We start from the raw sequence: 17,456 nt of genomic DNA, 5'->3' as shown, positions 1-17,456 counted from the left end.
TGCGTCCCGGATACTTCTACGCGTGTTCTGTCAGCACTTCCTGTGCATTTTCGACCGCTTTTTTCTCTTTCCAATGCTGCCAGCCCAGGCCAAGCAACTTGGTCATGCTTTTATCGACGAATGTATGTCTTACAAGGTTCATACCGCCGCGTACTGCCGTGAAAATAGAGTTATTAGCCCTGAGTGCTAAGCTGAAACCGCCATCCACATAGCGGATGTAATGCCACCAAAGTGAAGGGATAAAGATCGTTTCACCATGCAGCAATGTTGTTTCATGGCCCACAGCGCCCTTTAATGCAGGGAATCTTTCATAATCCGGGTTGATCGGGTCCACTTTGCTCATTACTGTAAATGGGTGGTGATACAACCTTCTGCTTTCTTCCGGCGAGAACAAAATGACTTGCTTGCGCGTCTGGAACTGCGTTAAAAACACATTGGAGCAGTCCATATCATAATGCAGGCTGGTAATAGAGCCCTCTCCACCGAAAAATACAAATTTGTATGACTTCAAAAACCCGTCCATAATGGTCGGAAAACGGATGTCATTGGCCAGTTCGGGCGCTTTCTTAAAGATATCAAAAAGGAAAATCCGGAGATCAGTTGGGCCGGCTTCAATAAGTTTCAGGTAATCGCCGAATTTCATTGTCTTCGCGATCTGAAAATATTTGTCTGCGTCGTGCATGTGGTTGTCAACCAGGGGGACGTCTATATTTCCGTGCGTTTCACGAAGCCACTCAAACGTCCACTTTTGCACTGCCGGCCAATCTTTTGCCAGATCTGTGAACACGACCGGGCGACTTGGTTTCAAATAATTTTCAATGAATTCTTCGCGGGTAAGTCCGCTGCGTTTCTCTATGGGCACTAATTTCATGACAGAAACTGAGTAAATGGTAAGCGACTATTGAAAAAACTAATGACAGAATTATTTTCTAACAACCTTTGAAAGTGGATAATTCTAAATTTATTCGAATCTTAGTTAGATCAAATGTATTAAAGAGATTTCAAAAATATAAATTTCTGAATTATTCCTTGAATGTGTGATCCGCTGTAAACCATTAGTAGAATGTTCATTTAACCTGTTGTAATGAAATATTTTACCATTCCGCCCTCTCCTGCGCTAGCAAAATATGTGCGGTTTTTTTGGGTCCTCGAACATGAGATCGGATCAGGACAGCCTTACATTCACCGGACTATGGCCGATGGGTGCGCGGAAATGATATTTCATTATAAAGGGCGTTTTGATGAATTTGTGACTGCTGACAAAACGGAGCCTTCTTTTTATTCAGGAATTCACGGGCAGTCGCAGACATTTCGGCGATTTGTGATTCATGAAGATTTCGGAATTTTCGGGGTTTACCTTTATCCTTTTGCCATTCCGGTTTTGTTTGGAATGCCTTCTACTGAACTGACTGGGCAAATGCCTGATTTACATACATTTTTAGGTCAAAAAGCAAATGGCCTGGAAGAGCGTATGATGCTGGCAGCTGATCATAACGAGCGGGTCGCGATTATATCGACCTTTCTGGAATCGCTTCTTTCCAAAACAAAAAAATACGAGCCGGCCGTCTTTTCAGTCATAAACCAGATTATCAGACATAACGGACTGACCAATGTGCAGGACCTTGCAGCCCAAAGCTTCCTTTCGACCCGCCAGTTTGAAAGGAAATTCAAGGAATTCTCAGGTTTCAGTCCCAAATTATATTTACGGATTGCCCGCTTCCATGCTGCATTAGATGCCTATGGGGACAAAGATAAGTCGCTGACGGAGATTGCTTATGAATGCGGCTATTACGATCAGTCGCATTTTATTCATGACTTTAAAACATTCTCTGGCCAGCATCCACGCTTTTATTTTTCCGGCAGGTCCGAAGGGCAAGCCTACCGGGATGTATAATGTCGTGTTTTTCCAATTTTTAGCGATGGCGCTGCGGCTACATTTGCGTAAACAAAAAAACAAATACTATGAGCACTGTGAAAATTCCAAATGGCCACCAGGCAATTATGCCTTATTTAATGTTAGATGGCGCGTCGAAATTCCTAGATTTTACGACCAAAGTCTTCAACGGCGTTGTCACGCAAACGCATTTTCAGGAAGACGAACCTAACCTGATCAAGCACAGCGAAGTAAGCATTAACGAGAGCACGATCATGTTTTGCGATAGCCGGGCGGAGTGGCCCGCGAAGCCTGCGAGTATGTTTATATATGTTGAAAATGCCGACGACACTTATCAAAAAGCATTGGCAGAAGGCGGCAACTCCATTATGGAGCCTGCAGACCAGGATTATGGGCGCAGTTGCGGTGTTGAAGACCCTTGCGGTAATGTTTGGTGGATCACTTCTGTTCTTTAAAAATGATTAATTACAACAACAAGATCTTTGTCCCGCTTTCAAATTCTGAAAATGGTGAGGTTGACCTTTCGATGCAATTTGTTTATCATCAAAATGGCAACATTGTAACTTCCACGTATTCCGGCGGCCGCATTCAGCTGGGGCATCTGATTGCGCTGGTGGACGAAAATGGGAATCTGGATATGCGTTACCACCAGGTGAATGACAAGGGCGAGATCACGACAGGCATTTGTAGATCGACACCTGAGCAACTCCCGAACGGAAAAATCCGTATGCATGAGCAATGGCAATGGACTTCCGGGGATCAGTCCCGGGGTGAGTCGCTGCTGGAAGAAATATAGATTTTATCACGTCACCCTGTTTATATGCGTAACCGCTTTCAAGTTATCGGCTTTTTTCTTGCATTTTTAGGATCAAACATTGCTTTTGGGCAAACCTCAAAAATCGTTTCCGGTTCTATTGATTTTAAAGTAAAATATATCTTAGGAACCTGTGAAGGGACTTTTGCAGCTCCGAAAGGGGAAGCTATTTTCAATGAAAAATCGCCGGAGAATGCTTCTTTCGATATTAAGATTGCTGCCAGCACTTTTGAAACCGGGAACGATTCAAGGGATAAGGACATGAAAAGCGACAAATATTTTGCCGTTGAAAAATACCCGAACATTCACTTCAAATCGTCAAAAGTGGAGAAAAAGAATGGTCAATATGAGGCAACAGGCAAACTTACCATACGCGACGTAACCAAGAGCGTGACGCTTCCTTTTGAAGCAAAAAAGAATGCGGATGGCACTTACGCCCTTGCCAGCAAATTTGAAATCAACCGGCTGGACTACAAGGTCGGAACGAAAGATTGGAAGCTCAAAGATGTCATTAGCGTTGATTTGAAGGCCATTATCAAGTAAAAGTCAAGCCGACTCACCTATTTTTCAACACTAAAAAACCATAAGGAACCTGATAACATGAAATCTGAAATAATTGTCATCAATGATCTGGACGCAAATGCCAAGCCATACGCCTATTTCAGCCTGGCAACTGGCAAAGCCGTTTCCGCGGGCGAAGCGCAAACCGCAAACTGGGACATTGCATTCGGTAAAACGACCATTGCCGTAAACAGCGGCAGCAGCGGGCCGGGCCAGGCAGGTGCATTGGTGGTGGAACAGCCATTCGAAGCAATTGCGGAAGCGCCGCAAGACGGATATAAGTCGGATCACGACGATACGTTCGCGATTCCTGGCGGAAGTGGAAACTCCTGGTACAAATATGATATGAGCGTGCACGCGATCAGGACCATCCCGGAAAGAACGTTGCTGGTAAAAACCGCCGACGGCAAATATGCGAAGGTGCAGATCATTAGTTATTACAAAGGTGCGCCGGAAGAATTGCCAACGGAAGAATCCAGTTACTTCACTTTCCGCTACGCACTAGCAGATGAAAACGGGAAGTTTTAATTGATCATTCATACATGAAAAACCAGGAAAGCTTTAAAAACTTTCCTGGTTTTTCATTTTGCTGCATATTTCCAAAGCCGGACCTTCCCTTCTTCCAGCCACTCAACGGACGTGGCTATTCGTCTTTCGCGCGTCGCCTCTGTTTTTGCCTCCGTCACCCACATGACGTATTCCTTTTTTTGGGAATAGCTGAAATTGTCAAATGTCTGCTTCGCTCTCGGCGTCATTGCTTCCAGAAAATAAGCAGGAACATCCAGCTCCTTATTCACAGCAGGTTTCGTTTCCCTGACTATTTTCACTCCTTTGTCGATCAACTGCATGGATTGGATTACAAAATCAGCCAGAACAGATTCGTCGGGCAGATCTTCGATTTTCTGGATCCTTCCCAGATGTCCCATGGAAGCCTTCTCTCCCAAAGCCAGAATACGCTGCGGATCCGAGAGTTGCGAACCATGCCAGAAGCCGAGCGAACAATGCTGCTTGAATGATGCCATATTGCAAAGAATGCTGCCCTTATACTCGAAATGCGGAAAACTCCATTTCATTGTTTCGGTAGCATCCGGACAATAAGCGTGAACAAGGTCCCGAAAGTAAGTCAGTACAGGAATAGCGAAATTGGCCGACTTCAAGATATACGTGTCAATTCTGGGGTCCTTTTTTGATGTTTGCATGTTATTTTCCGATTAAGGCAAGGATCTGGTAAAACACTTTCCTAAGAGGGGCATTGATTTGAGGTGAGTAAACAAATTTATACTTGACTTCATCCGGATCTTCAATCCGCTCCATGTTCACCATGCCAGCTTTTTCAAGCACCCGTATCGATGCCGCATTACTTACGTTAACATAAGCGATAACCTGCCTGGCGTTCAGCTCGCGTTTTGCGAAGCGGATTAAGCCCGTTGCGATCTCTGTTGCAATCCCTTTTCCCCAATATTCTTCCATGATCCGGTAACCGATTTCCACATCACTTCCATCCATATCGAGTTTGGCAACGCCTATCAAATCGCCGGCAACGCCCTCGATCAAATATCGCCCCAAAAATGTGTCAGTTCCATATTCCGTCAGAAAAGTAGCCAGCATTTTGTCCGACTCCTGACGGTCCAGCGCGTGCCCGGTCACATATTTCATCACATTGTCATTATTACTCAGCCTGAAATATTTGTCCCCATCCGCCGCGCTCATCTTGGTCAGCACAAAGTGTTCCGTCTTTATCGATTTAACCTGCATCGAGCATATGTGTTACTCTTAAATATACGCTGTTTCTCAAATAAGTCACATTATAGCCTAAGTGAATTTTAAACAGGTAGGATTAAAACACGTCAATTTGAATGAGATTCTTGATTTTATTCCTAATTAACAGTCATTAACAACCATTAAAATTTGTTGTATACATTTGAATTATTATATTTGAACAATTGCATGTTTTTATTGAGATTCCTTTCCAATATTCCCAATCATTCTTGAATTCATTATAAAAGTATGGATTTTTTAATGTACTGATCAGATCAGCATCATGACAAAAAGAACTTTTGTATTGTTTTTCTGCCTTGTTCACTTCCTGGCTTTATCGCTGTCAGCCAAGCAGCCGGGACAGCTATGCAAGCTTGATTACGGAACGGGGTTCTCCCCTTTTTCAATTGAGACAAGCGTTGAGTCGAAGGATGTGGTTATTGTGGATGATACAATCGATCCCAATCGCACCATTGTAAAAGCAGACGGCTGCAAATGGCGTGAGAATTTATCCAAGCTGCTTCGCCACCGCCACTCTACTTACCGGTTCGTATCCTTCGAAACCGTTGTTTTTTCAAATTATTACTTCCTGCGCACGCCCAAATTAATCCGTGAGAAACTGCTTACGGTTAATGTCAGCCAACAAAATATTGCGCTTCCCGGCTATTACGGCTTCCTGCACCGGCTTTGTCCATTCTGAGTTTTTAAATTTAAATGCCCCGTTATGCTCACTGACGGACAGATTGCTGTGCTTTAAAAAGCGCCGTTCATCTGCCCCGGATCAGTACATATGTTTTGCTGGCTAATCAGTCAACATTGCGGCTATTCCTATTCCCGAAAAACTCATTATTACATTAACAATCAACTTATTATGAAGAATTTCAAATGGCTTTTACTTGCCATTCCAAGTCTGTTTGCATACGGCTGCACAAGTGAAGGCGCAAGCGAATCCAAAAAAGAAACCGCCATTCCTACCATTCCGGTGACGGAATTAGTCCCTCAAAAAACGGAAGTGCACCGGGAATATGTGGGCGACATTCATGCAGTCCGCAATGTTGAAATATATGCCCGCGTAAAAGGTTACCTGGAAGAAGTTTACGTGGATGAAGGTAAAGAAGTAAGAAAAGGACAAACATTGTTCCGGATCAACAACGAAGAATATGAGGCGCAGCTGGCATCGGCGAAAGCCAATTTGCAAAGTGCCATTGCAGAAGCGAAGGGAGCCGAACTAGAACTGAAAAGAGTAAAGCTGCTGGTGGAAAAAAATGTGATTTCTAAAACGGAAGTTGAAGTTGCGGAAGCGAAACTGGCTGCTGTAAATGCGCAGATCGAAGAAGCGCGTTCGCAAAAATCGAAGGCGTCTATCCATCTGGCCCAAACTGAAATTAAAGCACCTTTTGACGGCATTATAGACCGGATCCCGCATAAAATGGGAAGCCTTATTGACGAAGGAACATTGCTTACAACGCTTTCAGACACGAAAAGTGTTTTTGCTTATTTCAATGTTTCCGAAAATGAATATCTGGAATACGTGAAAGCGCGCGGCCAGGGCCAAAGTGCGACAGTCGTAGAGCTTGAACTTGCCGATGGTTCTTATTTCAAACAAAAAGGAACTGTGGAAACAATGGAAGGCGCATTTGACGAAGGAACCGGCTCGATTGCATTCAGAGCGCGTTTTCAGAATCCCGAGAAACTATTGAAACACGGCTCCACAGGAACTATCAGACTTACTAACACCGTCGAAAATGCCATTCTGGTCCCGCAAAAGGCTGCTTTTGAAATACAGGATAAGAATTTTGTATATGTGCTTGGGAAAGACAACAAGATCAAGACGCGTAGCTTCGTACCAAAATCGAGATTAGCAGGATACTATGTTGTGAAATCAGGTTTAAAATCAGGAGAAACCATTGTGTACGAAGGACTTCAGGGATTGAAGGACGGCGCAACTATTACGCCTAAAAATATCCCGCTGGACAGTCTGAATGTAAAAGTCACCAAAATAGAACTGACCGCACGGTAAGATCCTTTCACCTGAATTTTAAATCATGTTTCAAAAATTTATAGAGAGGCCAGTGCTATCACTGGTCATCTCAATCTTCATAACCTTACTTGGGCTTTTCGCCCTCTCAGACCTACCAGTTTCGCAGTTTCCGGACATTGTGCCGCCTTCTGTTGTCGTAACGGCAACCTATACAGGAGCTAATTCCGAGGTTGGCGTGGACGCCGTTGCCGTTCCCCTCGAACGCGCCATTAATGGTGTTCCCGGAATGACTTACATGACCAGCGTATCGGGTAATGATGGCGTAACAACCATCACAATTTCTTTCAACGTAGGAATTGACCCCGACCTGGCGGCGGTGAACGTGCAGAACCGCGTTCAAACTGTAATTGATGAACTTCCGGAAGAAGTAATCAAAGCCGGTGTAACCACAGAAAAAGAAGTAAACAGTATGCTTATGTATCTGGACATCATGAGTTCGGATACGTCTGTTGCTGAGGACTTTGTATACAATTTTGCCGACATTAACCTGCTTAAGGAGCTCAAAAGAATTGACGGCGTAGGCCGCGCCGTGATCATGGGAAGCCGTGACTATTCGATGCGTGTCTGGCTAAAACCCGACCGGATGAATGGTTACAACATTTCCGCAGATGACGTGGTAAAAGCGATCCGCGAACAGAACGTCGTGGCTGCGCCGGGTAAAACCGGGGTTAGCTCAGGACGCGAAGTGCAAGCCCTGCAATACGTGCTGAAATACACGGGAAAATTGTTTGAGCCGGCTCAATATGAAAATATCGTCCTGCGCTCAAACCCCGACGGCTCCATGTTGAAATTAAAGGATGTGGCTGATATTGAGTTTGGTACGCTGGAATATGATATGGCTTCCAAATCCAATGGCAAGCCATCGGCATCGATCATGCTAAAACAGCGCCCCGGCTCCAATGCGCAGGAGGTAATTGCCAATGTGAAAAAGAAAGTGGCCGAATTGAAGGAGACTACATTCCCTCCCGGCATGGATTACATGGTTTCGTATGACGTTTCCCGCTTCCTGGATGCGTCCATACACGAGGTTGTACGCACATTGATTGAAGCATTTATATTGGTAATCATTATTGTTTACCTGTTTTTGCAAGATTTCCGTTCGACGCTTATCCCTGCCCTGGCCGTTCCCGTTGCCTTGATCGGAACATTCGCTTTCATGCAATTATTCGGGTTCTCAATCAACCTTTTAACATTGTTTGCATTGGTTCTGGCCATCGGGATTGTGGTGGATAATGCCATTGTCGTCGTCGAGGCCGTCCACGCGAAGATGGCCGAAAAACATTTGGATGCGCGCGAAGCGACCATTGAGTCGATGAAGGAAATGAGCGGCGCTATCATCGCGATTACGCTGGTCATGTCCGCGGTTTTTGTTCCTGTGGCCTTTATGTCTGGTCCAGTCGGGATTTTCTATCGCCAGTTCTCCATCACGCTTGCTATTTCAATCGTTATTTCCGGGATTAATGCATTGACATTAACACCAGCGCTCTGTGCTTTGATGTTGAAAAACACCCACGGTCAGCCATCGAAAAATACAATTCTGGATAGATTTTTTGCAGGTTTTAACAAAGGTTATGATGGCATTTCGGCAAAATACAGAAAGTTGCTGGGCGTGATCATTAACCGGAGGGTAATCACAATCGGACTTCTCATTGCATTCTGCGTAGCGACTTATGGAGTCAACACGGTTCTGCCTACTGGTTTCATTCCCACAGAAGATCAGGGTGTTATTAATGTAAATGTGACAACTCCCGTAGCAGCCACCGTGGAAAGAACCGAGGCTGTTTTGGATGAAATTCAAAAAGTGGCAAAAGGACTGGAAGCAGTAGAATCCGTTTCGTCGCTGTCAGGTTACAGCTTGATCACGGAATCTGCGGGATCTTCCTATGGTATGGCTATGATTAACCTGAAACCCTGGGATGAACGGACGGCTTCCGTGCAGGACATTATTTCTGAAATGGAAGCCAAAACCAAGCACATTACGGATGCTGAAATTCAGTTTTTCCCACCTCCTACTGTTCCGGGATTTGGTAACTCGAGTGGCTTTGAGCTCCGTGTGCAAGACCGCACGGGAAGCGACGATTTGCAAAAAACTGCTGAGATCACCAACAAATTTGTAAAAGACCTGATGGATTCGCCGGAAATCGCCAGCGCATTCAGCAGCTTCGATGCAAGTTTCCCGCAATATATGATTCACGTCGATGCCGATATCGCTGCAAAAAAAGGCGTTTCGGTGGACGTAGCAATGAGCACATTACAGACATTGGTAGGGAGTTTTTATGCTTCCAATTTCATTCGTTTTGGCCAGATGTATAAGGTAATGGTCCAGGCTGATCCGGATTTCCGGAAGAATCCTGAGGACATTTTAAAACTTTACGTAAAGAACAACCGCGGTGAAATGGTCCCGTTCTCCACATTCATCCGTCTGGAAAGAGTTTACGGACCTGAATTGCTGACGCGGTATAACATGTACACCTCGGCGATGATCAATGGCGATGCAGCGCCGGGTTACAGTAGCGGCGACGCTATCAAGGCCGTAGAACGTGTTGCTGCCACCAGCCTGCCGCGTGGTTTCACCTATGAATGGTCCGGCATGACGCGGGAGGAAATCCTGTCGGGCGATCAGGCCATTTATATTTTTGGCGTCTGTCTGATCTTCGTTTATCTGCTCCTAGCCGCTCAATATGAGAGTTTCCTGCTTCCATTGCCTGTTATACTTTCCTTACCGACCGGTATTTTCGGCGCATTCGTCGCATTGAAATTAATGGGGCTCGAAAATAACATTTACGCGCAAGTTTCGCTCGTCATGCTCATTGGGTTGTTAGGTAAAAATGCGATTCTGATTGTAGAATACGCGATTATCAGGCAAAAAGAAGGGCGGTCCGTCATTGAGGCAGCACTGGAAGGTGCCACAGAACGGCTTCGTCCCATCCTGATGACCTCGCTGGCATTTATAGCCGGACTTATCCCGTTGGTGATGGCCTCAGGTGCAGGTGCGATCGGAAACCGGTCTATCGGGACCGCGGCTGCTGGCGGGATGCTGATCGGAACCATTTTCGGGGTGATTATTATCCCGGGATTATACGTGCTTTTCGCCAGCATGGTAAGGCCCAAAAAATCTAAAATTGTAAACCAGAAAGAAGAGCTCATTCTCGAATGACAATTTCGGCAGCCGGGCGTCCGTCCGGCTGCTTCCTCTAAGATCCTGCATTCATGAAAACATATAAAAATTTATATAGCATACTGCTGATGAGCACATTAGTAACCATGGCAGGTTGCAAGCTCACCCAACCCATTGCGCAGAAGTCGCGCATCAGCACGCCACAAACATTCGCCGGCCAAACCGATTCAACAGGAATTGCGGCCATGGAGTGGAAAACATTTTTCAAAGACGCCTATTTAACGGCATTGATCGATACAGCGCTTCAGAACAACCCGGACCTGAAAATCGCGGCGCAAAGAATAGAAATGGTGCGGTCCAATATTCTGGCTGCACAGGGAGCATTGCTTCCATCCGTTTCGGCCGAAGTGACTGGCGGCGGTCGGAAATTCGGCGATTATACCATGGACGGCGTAGGAAATTATGACACCAATTTTTCCGAAAACATCGACGCGGACCGTCGGCTACCTGCCCCTTTCATGCCGGATTATTTTGTTGGATTAAGAAGCGCCTGGGAAATTGATATTTGGGGGAAATTAAAAACGCAGAAAAAAGCAGCATATAACCGTCTTCTGGCCACCGAAAAAGCTCGTCACGCCATCATTACCGGCCTGATCGCCGAAATTGCAAGTGCTTACTACGAGCTGATCGCACTGGATACGGAAATGGCAATCATTCAAAAGAACATTGCCTTGCAGCAATCTGCCGTGGAAACCATTAAAATTCAGAAAGAAGGCGGCCGTGCAAATGAATTGGGCGTACAGCAATTCAGCGCACAATTATTTAATACACAAAGTCTGGAAGTTGAAAAACAACAGGAAATTATTGAAGCCGAAAACAAACTCAATCTGCTACTGGGCCGCTTTCCCCAGCCCATTACGCGTAGTGCCCGGCTGGAACAGACATTGCCTCAAACCGCCGCAACCGGAATTCCTGCCAACATGCTGAGAAGAAGACCGGATATCCAGCAAGCGCAATTTGACCTGTTAGCCAATTATTCGGAACAGCAAGCCGCGCAGCTTGCATTTTTGCCATCGCTGAACATTACTGCTTTTCTGGGCTTTAATTCATTTAAAAGCAATTTACTCTTCAATCCGGGTTCCATCGCTTATAATGCAATCGGTGGTCTGGCCGGGCCGCTTATCAACAGAAAAGCGCTGAAAGCAGGACAAAAAAGAGCCGAAGCCGCAAGCCTTGAAGCATTATTCACTTACAACAAAGCCGTTTTAACCGGTTTCCAGGAAGTAAGCACAAGCCTGAAAAAACTTGAAAACAACCGAAAAATAAACGAATTCAAAACCCAGGAAGTGGATGTGCTGCAACAAGCCGTTGTCACGTCAAAAGACCTTTTCCTGACAGGTTACGCTTCCTACCTGGAAGTGATCACCGCGCAAAGAACCGTTCTGGAAGCTGAATTATCGTTAACCGAGGTTCAAAAGAATCAGTATCTAGCATTGATTGAATTGTATCGCTCGCTGGGAGGTGGTTGGGAGTAAACAAAAAAGAGCCCGGACTCTGATGAGTTCGGGCTCCAAAATGTATTAAACAATTACTTTTTCTTAGTCCCTGCCAAACTAGGCTCTTTCGATATCACGATCAAATCGGCTAGCATGCGGCTGGTTTCGGTTAGATAAATGTCTTTCTTTTTCTTAACCTCTTTCGGAGCTTCAACGGCTTTGCCGTCTTCTTCCTCCTCTTCGCCATCAGCATTGTCCTCGCCAAGTTGTTTCATAGCAAGCCTTTTTTTCTCCGCTTCGGCACGTTCTACTTTACGTTTTGATTCTTGCAGGGAAACGATCTTGTTTTCGCGTGCTTCTTTAAAATCGTTAAGTGTTTTAACCAAAGTTTTTAACTCTTCGTCCGTTTTCAAACGCTGATTGTATTTGCCTTTGAGCTGGTCAACCACTTTTGCATTAATGTTGTTGGTTGGCTCGTAGCGCGAAGATGCAATTTGATCCCAAGGCAATGCGCTTGGCTGAGAACCTTCACCGAATTCGTTTACTTTAAATGCTGTTGGCAATTCCAGATCAGGCATTACACCTTTAAGCTGCGTGCTGCTTCCGTTGATTCTGTAAAATTTAGCAACTGTAAGCTTCACTTGTCCCAACTGGTCTGTTTCTTTCGGAACCCACTGGTTCAGGTCGATCAATGTTTGAACGGTTCCTTTACCGTAAGTTTGCTCTCCAACAATAATTCCACGTTTGTAATCCTGAATGGCTGCTGCAAAAATTTCTGATGCAGAAGCACTGAAACGGTTCACCATCACAGCCATAGGGCCGTCATAAGCAATGGTTGGATCATTATCAGACTGAACTTCAACTTCTCCCTGTCCTTCCTTAACCTGAACCACCGGTCCTCTGTTGATGAACAAACCTGTCAATGAAACCGCCTCTGTCAATGAACCACCACCATTGTTTCTCAGGTCAATTACAATTCCGTCGACATTAGAAGTTTGCAGCTCAGTAATCAGCTTTTGAACATCGCGTGTTGTGCTTGAAAACTCCTTTTCTTTATGTTGCGCGCCTTCAAAGTCACGGTAGAAAAGCGGAATGTCAATCACACCGATTTTGTATTCTTTGTTGGCATTATTAACTGAAACGATCTCGCTTTTCGCGCGTTGCTCTTCCAATTTGATCTTCTCACGCACCAACCTGTATTCTTTTGGAGGTGTTCCTGAAATCGCATCTGCGGAGATAACTTGAAGCCTTACCACAGTCGATTTTGGCCCTTTGATCAGTTTCACTGCGTCATCCACAAACCAGCCTACGATATCCACCATTTTACCTTCATCTCCCTGGGCAACGGCAATGATCTTATCTTCCTTTTTAAGCTGTTTTCCTTTAAATGCAGGACCGCCTGGGATTACCTCTACGATTTTAATATAATTATCTTCCTCACGAAGCAATGCCCCGATTCCTTCCAGTGACTGGCTCATTTCCTGCTTGAAGCGGTCCGCAGAAGTTGGTGCCATGTAACTTGTATGCGGGTCCATAGACTCAGCATAAGCATTCATGAACATTTGGAAAACCTGCTCGGTACGAATGCGGCCCAATGCGCGGTCACGGTTTTTATAACGGTCCTTCAATGTTGAAATAACGGCCGTATCCGCTTTGCCGGACAACTTCAAATCCAGCGCTTCGCTTTTCAGATACTTGCGCCATGTGTCGTTCAGTTCGTCCGTACTCTTCGCCCACGTCGCTTTTTCACGGTCGGTGTTCATAGACTCGTCTGCCGTAAAATCAAATGGTTTTTCCTCTTTCAGAAGTCCCTGAATGTAGTCACTTCTTTCTTTATAACGTTTTCTGAAAACATTATACATGGCAAAAGGCACATCCAGTTCTCTCTTCTGAAGATAGTCATCGAACGAATTTTTGTATTTATCAAAATCGGCTAAATCGCTGGCCAGGTAATACAGCTTGCCATGATCAATGCCGTCAACGTACTTATCAAAAATCGCCTGTGAAAGCGAATCGCTGAGCCTGGTCTTTCTGTAATGATAACTAGAGAGAATCCTGGTTGTCAGCTCCTCAGCTTTAAACTGAGCAGGAATAGGCTTGATATCCTCGTCCATTGACACCTCTGCGGCTGGTATCACTGCCGCTTTTTCCTGAACAGGCCCCTTCTGCCAGCCCAGTAATACTACCGGAATAAGCGTGATTAAGTACTTTTTCATTGTTGAACGTTTGCTATTTAACAATCTCTAATAATTCAACCTCAAACACCAGCGCTGAATAAGCCGGGATCTGAGGGCCTGCTGCACGTTCACCATAAGCAAGTTGATAAGGAATAAATAACTTCCATTTTGAACCAACCGGCATAAGCTGTAACGCTTCTGTCCACCCTTTGATCACACCATTAACCGGAAACTCTACGGGCTCGCCTCTTTCTACCGAACTGTCAAAAACCGTTCCATTGGTTAAAGTGCCGTGATAATGGGTTTTCACTTTATCGGTTGCCGCAGGCTTAGGGCCTTCGCCCGCCTTAATGATCTGATATTGAAGACCACTTTCTGTTGTAACAACCCCTTCTTTCTTCTTATTTTCTTCCAGGAATTTCTCTCCTTCTACTCTAAACACAGCTCCTTTTTCCTCAGTTAATTTTTGAAAATATTCACCGATAAACTTATTGGCATCTTCCGGCGTGAATGCTGTTTTACCACCTTTGAGCGAAGCATTGATGGTTTTTGTTAAAACCTCCGTATTAATGTCCGAAATTCCCTGAGAATTTAATGAATTTGAAAAGCTTACGCCAATGGCAGCCGACAAAGAATCCATCTTATTTTTGAGTACGGCAGGCGTTGCTGCTGCTTTTACTGGTGTGCCCGGAGCCTTCTTCACTGTCGCTGCCGGTTTTGTTGTCTTTTTGATAGTCTGTGCTTCGCTTCCTGTTGTTACCAAAACTCCTGCAACTAAGGCCGCTAAAATGGTTTTTTCTAATTTGTACATTACGCTGTAAGGATGGTCGATTAGTTATATAAATGGATTTGTAAGTGCTATTAACGAACTCAATTACAACAAAAACACAAATAGTACCTAAAAAAGTTTTAAAAATGTTCATTATGAAGGATAAACGGCGAAATCAGGATCGGCTGGGCGGTTGCGTCGCGAGCCTTGGAAAAATCTAATTTTTAGTGATAGGTTTTACCCGAAACATTCTTTTTATACTAAAATAAAACGCTACCTTTGCGGCAGTTTTCAAAAACTTACTACTATACTTTTAATAAGTCAATTATACTATGGTATCTGTTAGACCGGATGAAGTTTCGGCCATCCTGCGCGAACAACTTGCAGGAGCTAAATCAGAAGCAGAACTCGAAGAAGTAGGAACAGTCCTTCAGGTTGGCGACGGTGTTGCCCGCATTTATGGCCTTTCCCAGGTGCAGGCAGGTGAGCTGCTTGTTTTCGAGAACGGCCTTAAAGCCCTCGCGCTTAACCTCGAGGAAGACAACGTCGGAGCCGTGTTGCTGGGTGATTTTAGCGACATCAAGGAAGGAGCCACCGTGAAGCGAACCAAAGAAATCGCTTCTGTAAAGGTTGGAGACGGAATTATAGGCCGCGTTGTAAATACACTCGCTGAACCAATCGACGGAAATGGTCCGTTGACAGGTGACCTTTATGAAATGCCACTTGAGCGTAAAGCTCCCGGGGTTATTTTCCGTCAACCTGTAACTGAACCTCTTCAGACTGGTATCAAGGCAATCGACGCAATGATCCCCATCGGCCGCGGCCAGCGGGAATTGATCATCGGTGACCGCCAGACTGGTAAGACGGCAGTTGCTATTGATACAATTATCAATCAAAAAGAATATTTCGACAAAGGCGAACCTGTATTCTGTATCTACGTTGCCTGCGGACAAAAAGCTTCAACCATCAAAGGAATTGAAGCAACACTTCGCCGCTACGGAGCCATGGACTACACGGTAATTGTTGCTGCCGGTGCATCAGATCCTTCTCCAATGCAATTCTACGCGCCATTTACAGGTGCAGCGATTGGTGAGTTCTTCCGTGATACAGGCCGCCCTGCTTTGGTTATCTATGATGACCTTTCTAAGCAAGCGGTTTCTTATCGTGAAGTTTCTTTGTTGCTTCGCCGCCCTCCGGGACGTGAAGCTTATCCAGGTGACGTATTTTATCTGCACAGCCGCCTTTTGGAGCGTGCAGCGAAAATCATTGCTGATGATACAATCGCAAGAAACATGAACGACCTTCCTCCTTCCTTAAAAGGAATCGTTAAAGGTGGTGGTTCATTGACCGCTCTTCCAATTATCGAAACACAAGCGGGTGACGTTTCTGCATATATTCCTACGAACGTAATTTCTATTACGGACGGACAGATTTTCCTTGAATCCAACTTGTTTAACTCTGGTATCCGTCCTGCAATCAACGTAGGTATTTCGGTATCACGTGTGGGTGGTAATGCGCAGATCAAGTCGATGAAGAAGGTTTCAGGAACATTGAAACTGGATCAGGCGCAGTTCCGTGAATTGGAAGCATTTGCAAAATTCGGTTCGGATCTTGATGCGGCTACGAAATTGGCTATTGACAGAGGTCGTCGCAACCAGGAGGTTTTGAAACAACCTCAATATTCGCCGGTTCCTGTTGAGCAGCAAGTTGCAACCGTTTATGCTTCTACAAAAGGTTTGCTTGACCTTGTTGACGTGAACCGTGTGAAGGAGTTTGAAAAAGATTTCCTTACCGTTTTGACTACGCAGCATAAGGACACTTTATCCGCATTACGTGCTGGTAAACTGGACAACAGCGTAACCGACGTAGTTGAAAAAGTTGCGCGTGAAGTTGCTGTAAAATATCGTTAATAAAATATGGCGAGCTTAAAAGAAGTCCGTAACCGGATCGTATCCGTTAATTCAACGCAGCAGATTACCAAGGCCATGAAAATGGTTGCAGCTGCAAAGTTGCGCAGGGCTCAGGATAACATCATGCAGATGCGTCCCTATGCTCAGAAGCTGGGTGATATGCTTACAACAGTTTCTTCCGGTGCAGAAAGTGCGGTAGATAGTCCTTTGAAAACGGTTCGTCCGGTTGAAAAGGTGCTTATCGTGGTTGTTACTTCTGACCGTGGATTGTGTGGTGCTTTCAATACGAATATTGTGAAAGCAACATTGCTGTTGATTGAGACAAAATATGCTGAGCAGGCGGCAAGAGGAAATGTTGAAATTTTTGCCATTGGTAAAAAAGGCGCCGAATCCCTTGCTAAAAGAGGTTTTGTAGTGAATAAAACTTACATGGACCTTTTCGGCAGATTGAACTTTGTGGCTGTTAAACAGGCCGCAGAAGAAATCATGAAAGCGTTTTCAGACGGTCAATACGATGCGGTGGATCTGGTTTACAACGAATTTAAAAACGTTGCAACCCAAATCATTCACACAGACCGTTACCTGCCGATCGCAACAGAAGATAAAACAACAAGAACAAAAACAGCTGAGGTTAACTACATTTTCGAACCAACTGAGGAGGAGATTCTTGCCGAATTGATCCCGAAGTCATTGAAAATTCAGCTTTACCGTTCCGTTCTGGAATCAAATGCTTCGGAACAGGGCGCTCGTATGACAGCAATGGATAAGGCGACTGAGAATGCTCAGGAGCTTTTGAAAGAACTGAAATTGGTTTACAACCGTACGCGTCAGGCGGCGATTACAACTGAGATCCTTGAAATTGTCGGCGGAGCAGAAGCTTTGAAGAACTAGAGAACTTAGAAATATATTTTATAGAAA

At 45.0% G+C, this 17,456-nt stretch carries 16 protein-coding genes; 11 read left to right on the top strand and 5 right to left on the bottom strand.

Annotated features, from left to right (window positions below):
• Positions 1-16: 16 nt before the first annotated feature.
• Entirely contained in the window at positions 17-871 is an 855-nt protein-coding gene (locus LZG74_RS04455; protein ID WP_233795395.1) for a cupin-like domain-containing protein, read from the bottom strand.
• A 213-nt stretch (positions 872-1,084) separates the two neighbouring features.
• Between LZG74_RS04455 and LZG74_RS04450 the strand changes: the two genes are divergently transcribed.
• The 5 genes from LZG74_RS04450 (at position 1,085) to LZG74_RS04430 (ending at position 3,797) form a co-directional block, all read left to right on the top strand.
• Positions 1,085-1,894 (top strand): helix-turn-helix domain-containing protein, encoded by an 810-nt coding sequence (locus LZG74_RS04450; protein ID WP_233795394.1) that lies wholly within the window; start codon positions 1,085-1,087, stop codon positions 1,892-1,894.
• A gap of 68 nt (positions 1,895-1,962) precedes the next feature.
• Positions 1,963-2,349, top strand: a complete 387-nt coding sequence (locus tag LZG74_RS04445; protein WP_233795393.1) for a glyoxalase/bleomycin resistance/extradiol dioxygenase family protein — start codon at positions 1,963-1,965, stop codon at positions 2,347-2,349.
• 2 nt (positions 2,350-2,351) lie between these two features.
• Entirely contained in the window at positions 2,352-2,690 is a 339-nt protein-coding gene (locus tag LZG74_RS04440) for a n-acetylglutamate synthase (protein WP_233795392.1), read from the top strand.
• Between the two features lie 24 nt (positions 2,691-2,714).
• Positions 2,715-3,251 carry a YceI family protein gene (locus LZG74_RS04435; RefSeq protein WP_233795391.1) on the top strand — a complete coding sequence of 179 codons (537 nt, stop codon included), beginning with the start codon at positions 2,715-2,717 and terminating at the stop codon, positions 3,249-3,251.
• Positions 3,252-3,308: 57 nt separating this feature from the next.
• Positions 3,309-3,797, top strand: a complete 489-nt coding sequence (locus LZG74_RS04430) for an HmuY family protein (protein WP_233795390.1) — start codon at positions 3,309-3,311, stop codon at positions 3,795-3,797.
• A gap of 53 nt (positions 3,798-3,850) precedes the next feature.
• Here LZG74_RS04430 and LZG74_RS04425 read toward each other — a convergent pair whose 3' ends face one another.
• Together LZG74_RS04425 and LZG74_RS04420 are read right to left on the bottom strand one after the other, a co-directional pair.
• Positions 3,851-4,468 carry a YdeI family protein gene (locus LZG74_RS04425; protein WP_233795389.1) on the bottom strand — a complete coding sequence of 206 codons (618 nt, stop codon included), beginning with the start codon at positions 4,466-4,468 and terminating at the stop codon, positions 3,851-3,853.
• Position 4,469: 1 nt separating this feature from the next.
• Entirely contained in the window at positions 4,470-5,024 is a 555-nt protein-coding gene (locus LZG74_RS04420; RefSeq protein WP_233795388.1) for a GNAT family N-acetyltransferase, read from the bottom strand.
• A 286-nt stretch (positions 5,025-5,310) separates the two neighbouring features.
• Here LZG74_RS04420 and LZG74_RS04415 point away from each other — a divergent pair, with 286 nt between their 5' ends.
• From LZG74_RS04415 to LZG74_RS04400, 4 genes are all read left to right on the top strand, one after another.
• Positions 5,311-5,727, top strand: coding sequence for a hypothetical protein (locus LZG74_RS04415; RefSeq protein ID WP_026630637.1), 417 nt, complete (start codon positions 5,311-5,313; stop codon positions 5,725-5,727).
• 171 nt (positions 5,728-5,898) lie between these two features.
• Positions 5,899-7,047, top strand: coding sequence for an efflux RND transporter periplasmic adaptor subunit (locus LZG74_RS04410; RefSeq protein ID WP_233795387.1), 1,149 nt, complete (start codon positions 5,899-5,901; stop codon positions 7,045-7,047).
• A gap of 25 nt (positions 7,048-7,072) precedes the next feature.
• A complete protein-coding gene (locus tag LZG74_RS04405) occupies positions 7,073-10,225 on the top strand; it encodes an efflux RND transporter permease subunit (RefSeq protein WP_233795386.1) in 3,153 nt (1,050 codons plus the stop codon).
• 53 nt (positions 10,226-10,278) lie between these two features.
• Positions 10,279-11,721, top strand: coding sequence for a TolC family protein (locus LZG74_RS04400; RefSeq protein WP_233795385.1), 1,443 nt, complete (start codon positions 10,279-10,281; stop codon positions 11,719-11,721).
• A gap of 53 nt (positions 11,722-11,774) precedes the next feature.
• Here the strand turns inward: LZG74_RS04400 and LZG74_RS04395 are convergent, their stop codons facing one another.
• Both LZG74_RS04395 and LZG74_RS04390 read right to left on the bottom strand, forming a co-directional pair.
• Positions 11,775-13,898, bottom strand: coding sequence for a carboxy terminal-processing peptidase (locus LZG74_RS04395; protein ID WP_233795384.1), 2,124 nt, complete (start codon positions 13,896-13,898; stop codon positions 11,775-11,777).
• A 13-nt stretch (positions 13,899-13,911) separates the two neighbouring features.
• Complete coding sequence (locus tag LZG74_RS04390; protein WP_026630628.1) at positions 13,912-14,670, bottom strand: FKBP-type peptidyl-prolyl cis-trans isomerase; 759 nt, start codon at positions 14,668-14,670, stop codon at positions 13,912-13,914.
• A 290-nt stretch (positions 14,671-14,960) separates the two neighbouring features.
• Here LZG74_RS04390 and atpA point away from each other — a divergent pair, with 290 nt between their 5' ends.
• Positions 14,961-16,538: a F0F1 ATP synthase subunit alpha gene (gene atpA, locus LZG74_RS04385; RefSeq protein ID WP_233795383.1), complete on the top strand. Its 1,578-nt coding sequence runs from the start codon at positions 14,961-14,963 to the stop codon at positions 16,536-16,538.
• A 6-nt stretch (positions 16,539-16,544) separates the two neighbouring features.
• Positions 16,545-17,429: an ATP synthase F1 subunit gamma gene (gene atpG / locus LZG74_RS04380; RefSeq protein ID WP_233795382.1), complete on the top strand. Its 885-nt coding sequence runs from the start codon at positions 16,545-16,547 to the stop codon at positions 17,427-17,429.
• The last annotated feature ends 27 nt before the right edge of the window (positions 17,430-17,456 follow it).

The sequence above is a fragment of the Dyadobacter sp. CY327 genome (assembly GCF_021390415.1).
In the GTDB taxonomy this organism is placed as follows: domain Bacteria; phylum Bacteroidota; class Bacteroidia; order Cytophagales; family Spirosomataceae; genus Dyadobacter; species Dyadobacter chenhuakuii.
This window is presented reverse-complemented; position numbering and strand designations above follow the sequence as displayed.

What these genes read in the sequence shown, in the direction of transcription:
- LZG74_RS04455 (WP_233795395.1), bottom strand. Translation starts at nt 871, where the DNA reads ATGAAATTAGTGCCCATAGAGAAACGCAGCGGACTTACCCGCGAAGAA.
- LZG74_RS04450 (WP_233795394.1), top strand. Translation starts at nt 1,085, where the DNA reads ATGAAATATTTTACCATTCCGCCCTCTCCTGCGCTAGCAAAATATGTG.
- LZG74_RS04445 (WP_233795393.1), top strand. Translation starts at nt 1,963, where the DNA reads ATGAGCACTGTGAAAATTCCAAATGGCCACCAGGCAATTATGCCTTAT.
- LZG74_RS04440 (WP_233795392.1), top strand. Translation starts at nt 2,352, where the DNA reads ATGATTAATTACAACAACAAGATCTTTGTCCCGCTTTCAAATTCTGAA.
- LZG74_RS04435 (WP_233795391.1), top strand. Translation starts at nt 2,715, where the DNA reads ATGCGTAACCGCTTTCAAGTTATCGGCTTTTTTCTTGCATTTTTAGGA.
- LZG74_RS04430 (WP_233795390.1), top strand. Translation starts at nt 3,309, where the DNA reads ATGAAATCTGAAATAATTGTCATCAATGATCTGGACGCAAATGCCAAG.
- LZG74_RS04425 (WP_233795389.1), bottom strand. Translation starts at nt 4,468, where the DNA reads ATGCAAACATCAAAAAAGGACCCCAGAATTGACACGTATATCTTGAAG.
- LZG74_RS04420 (WP_233795388.1), bottom strand. Translation starts at nt 5,024, where the DNA reads ATGCAGGTTAAATCGATAAAGACGGAACACTTTGTGCTGACCAAGATG.
- LZG74_RS04415 (WP_026630637.1), top strand. Translation starts at nt 5,311, where the DNA reads ATGACAAAAAGAACTTTTGTATTGTTTTTCTGCCTTGTTCACTTCCTG.
- LZG74_RS04410 (WP_233795387.1), top strand. Translation starts at nt 5,899, where the DNA reads ATGAAGAATTTCAAATGGCTTTTACTTGCCATTCCAAGTCTGTTTGCA.
- LZG74_RS04405 (WP_233795386.1), top strand. Translation starts at nt 7,073, where the DNA reads ATGTTTCAAAAATTTATAGAGAGGCCAGTGCTATCACTGGTCATCTCA.
- LZG74_RS04400 (WP_233795385.1), top strand. Translation starts at nt 10,279, where the DNA reads ATGAAAACATATAAAAATTTATATAGCATACTGCTGATGAGCACATTA.
- LZG74_RS04395 (WP_233795384.1), bottom strand. Translation starts at nt 13,898, where the DNA reads ATGAAAAAGTACTTAATCACGCTTATTCCGGTAGTATTACTGGGCTGG.
- LZG74_RS04390 (WP_026630628.1), bottom strand. Translation starts at nt 14,670, where the DNA reads ATGTACAAATTAGAAAAAACCATTTTAGCGGCCTTAGTTGCAGGAGTT.
- atpA (WP_233795383.1), top strand. Translation starts at nt 14,961, where the DNA reads ATGGTATCTGTTAGACCGGATGAAGTTTCGGCCATCCTGCGCGAACAA.
- atpG (WP_233795382.1), top strand. Translation starts at nt 16,545, where the DNA reads ATGGCGAGCTTAAAAGAAGTCCGTAACCGGATCGTATCCGTTAATTCA.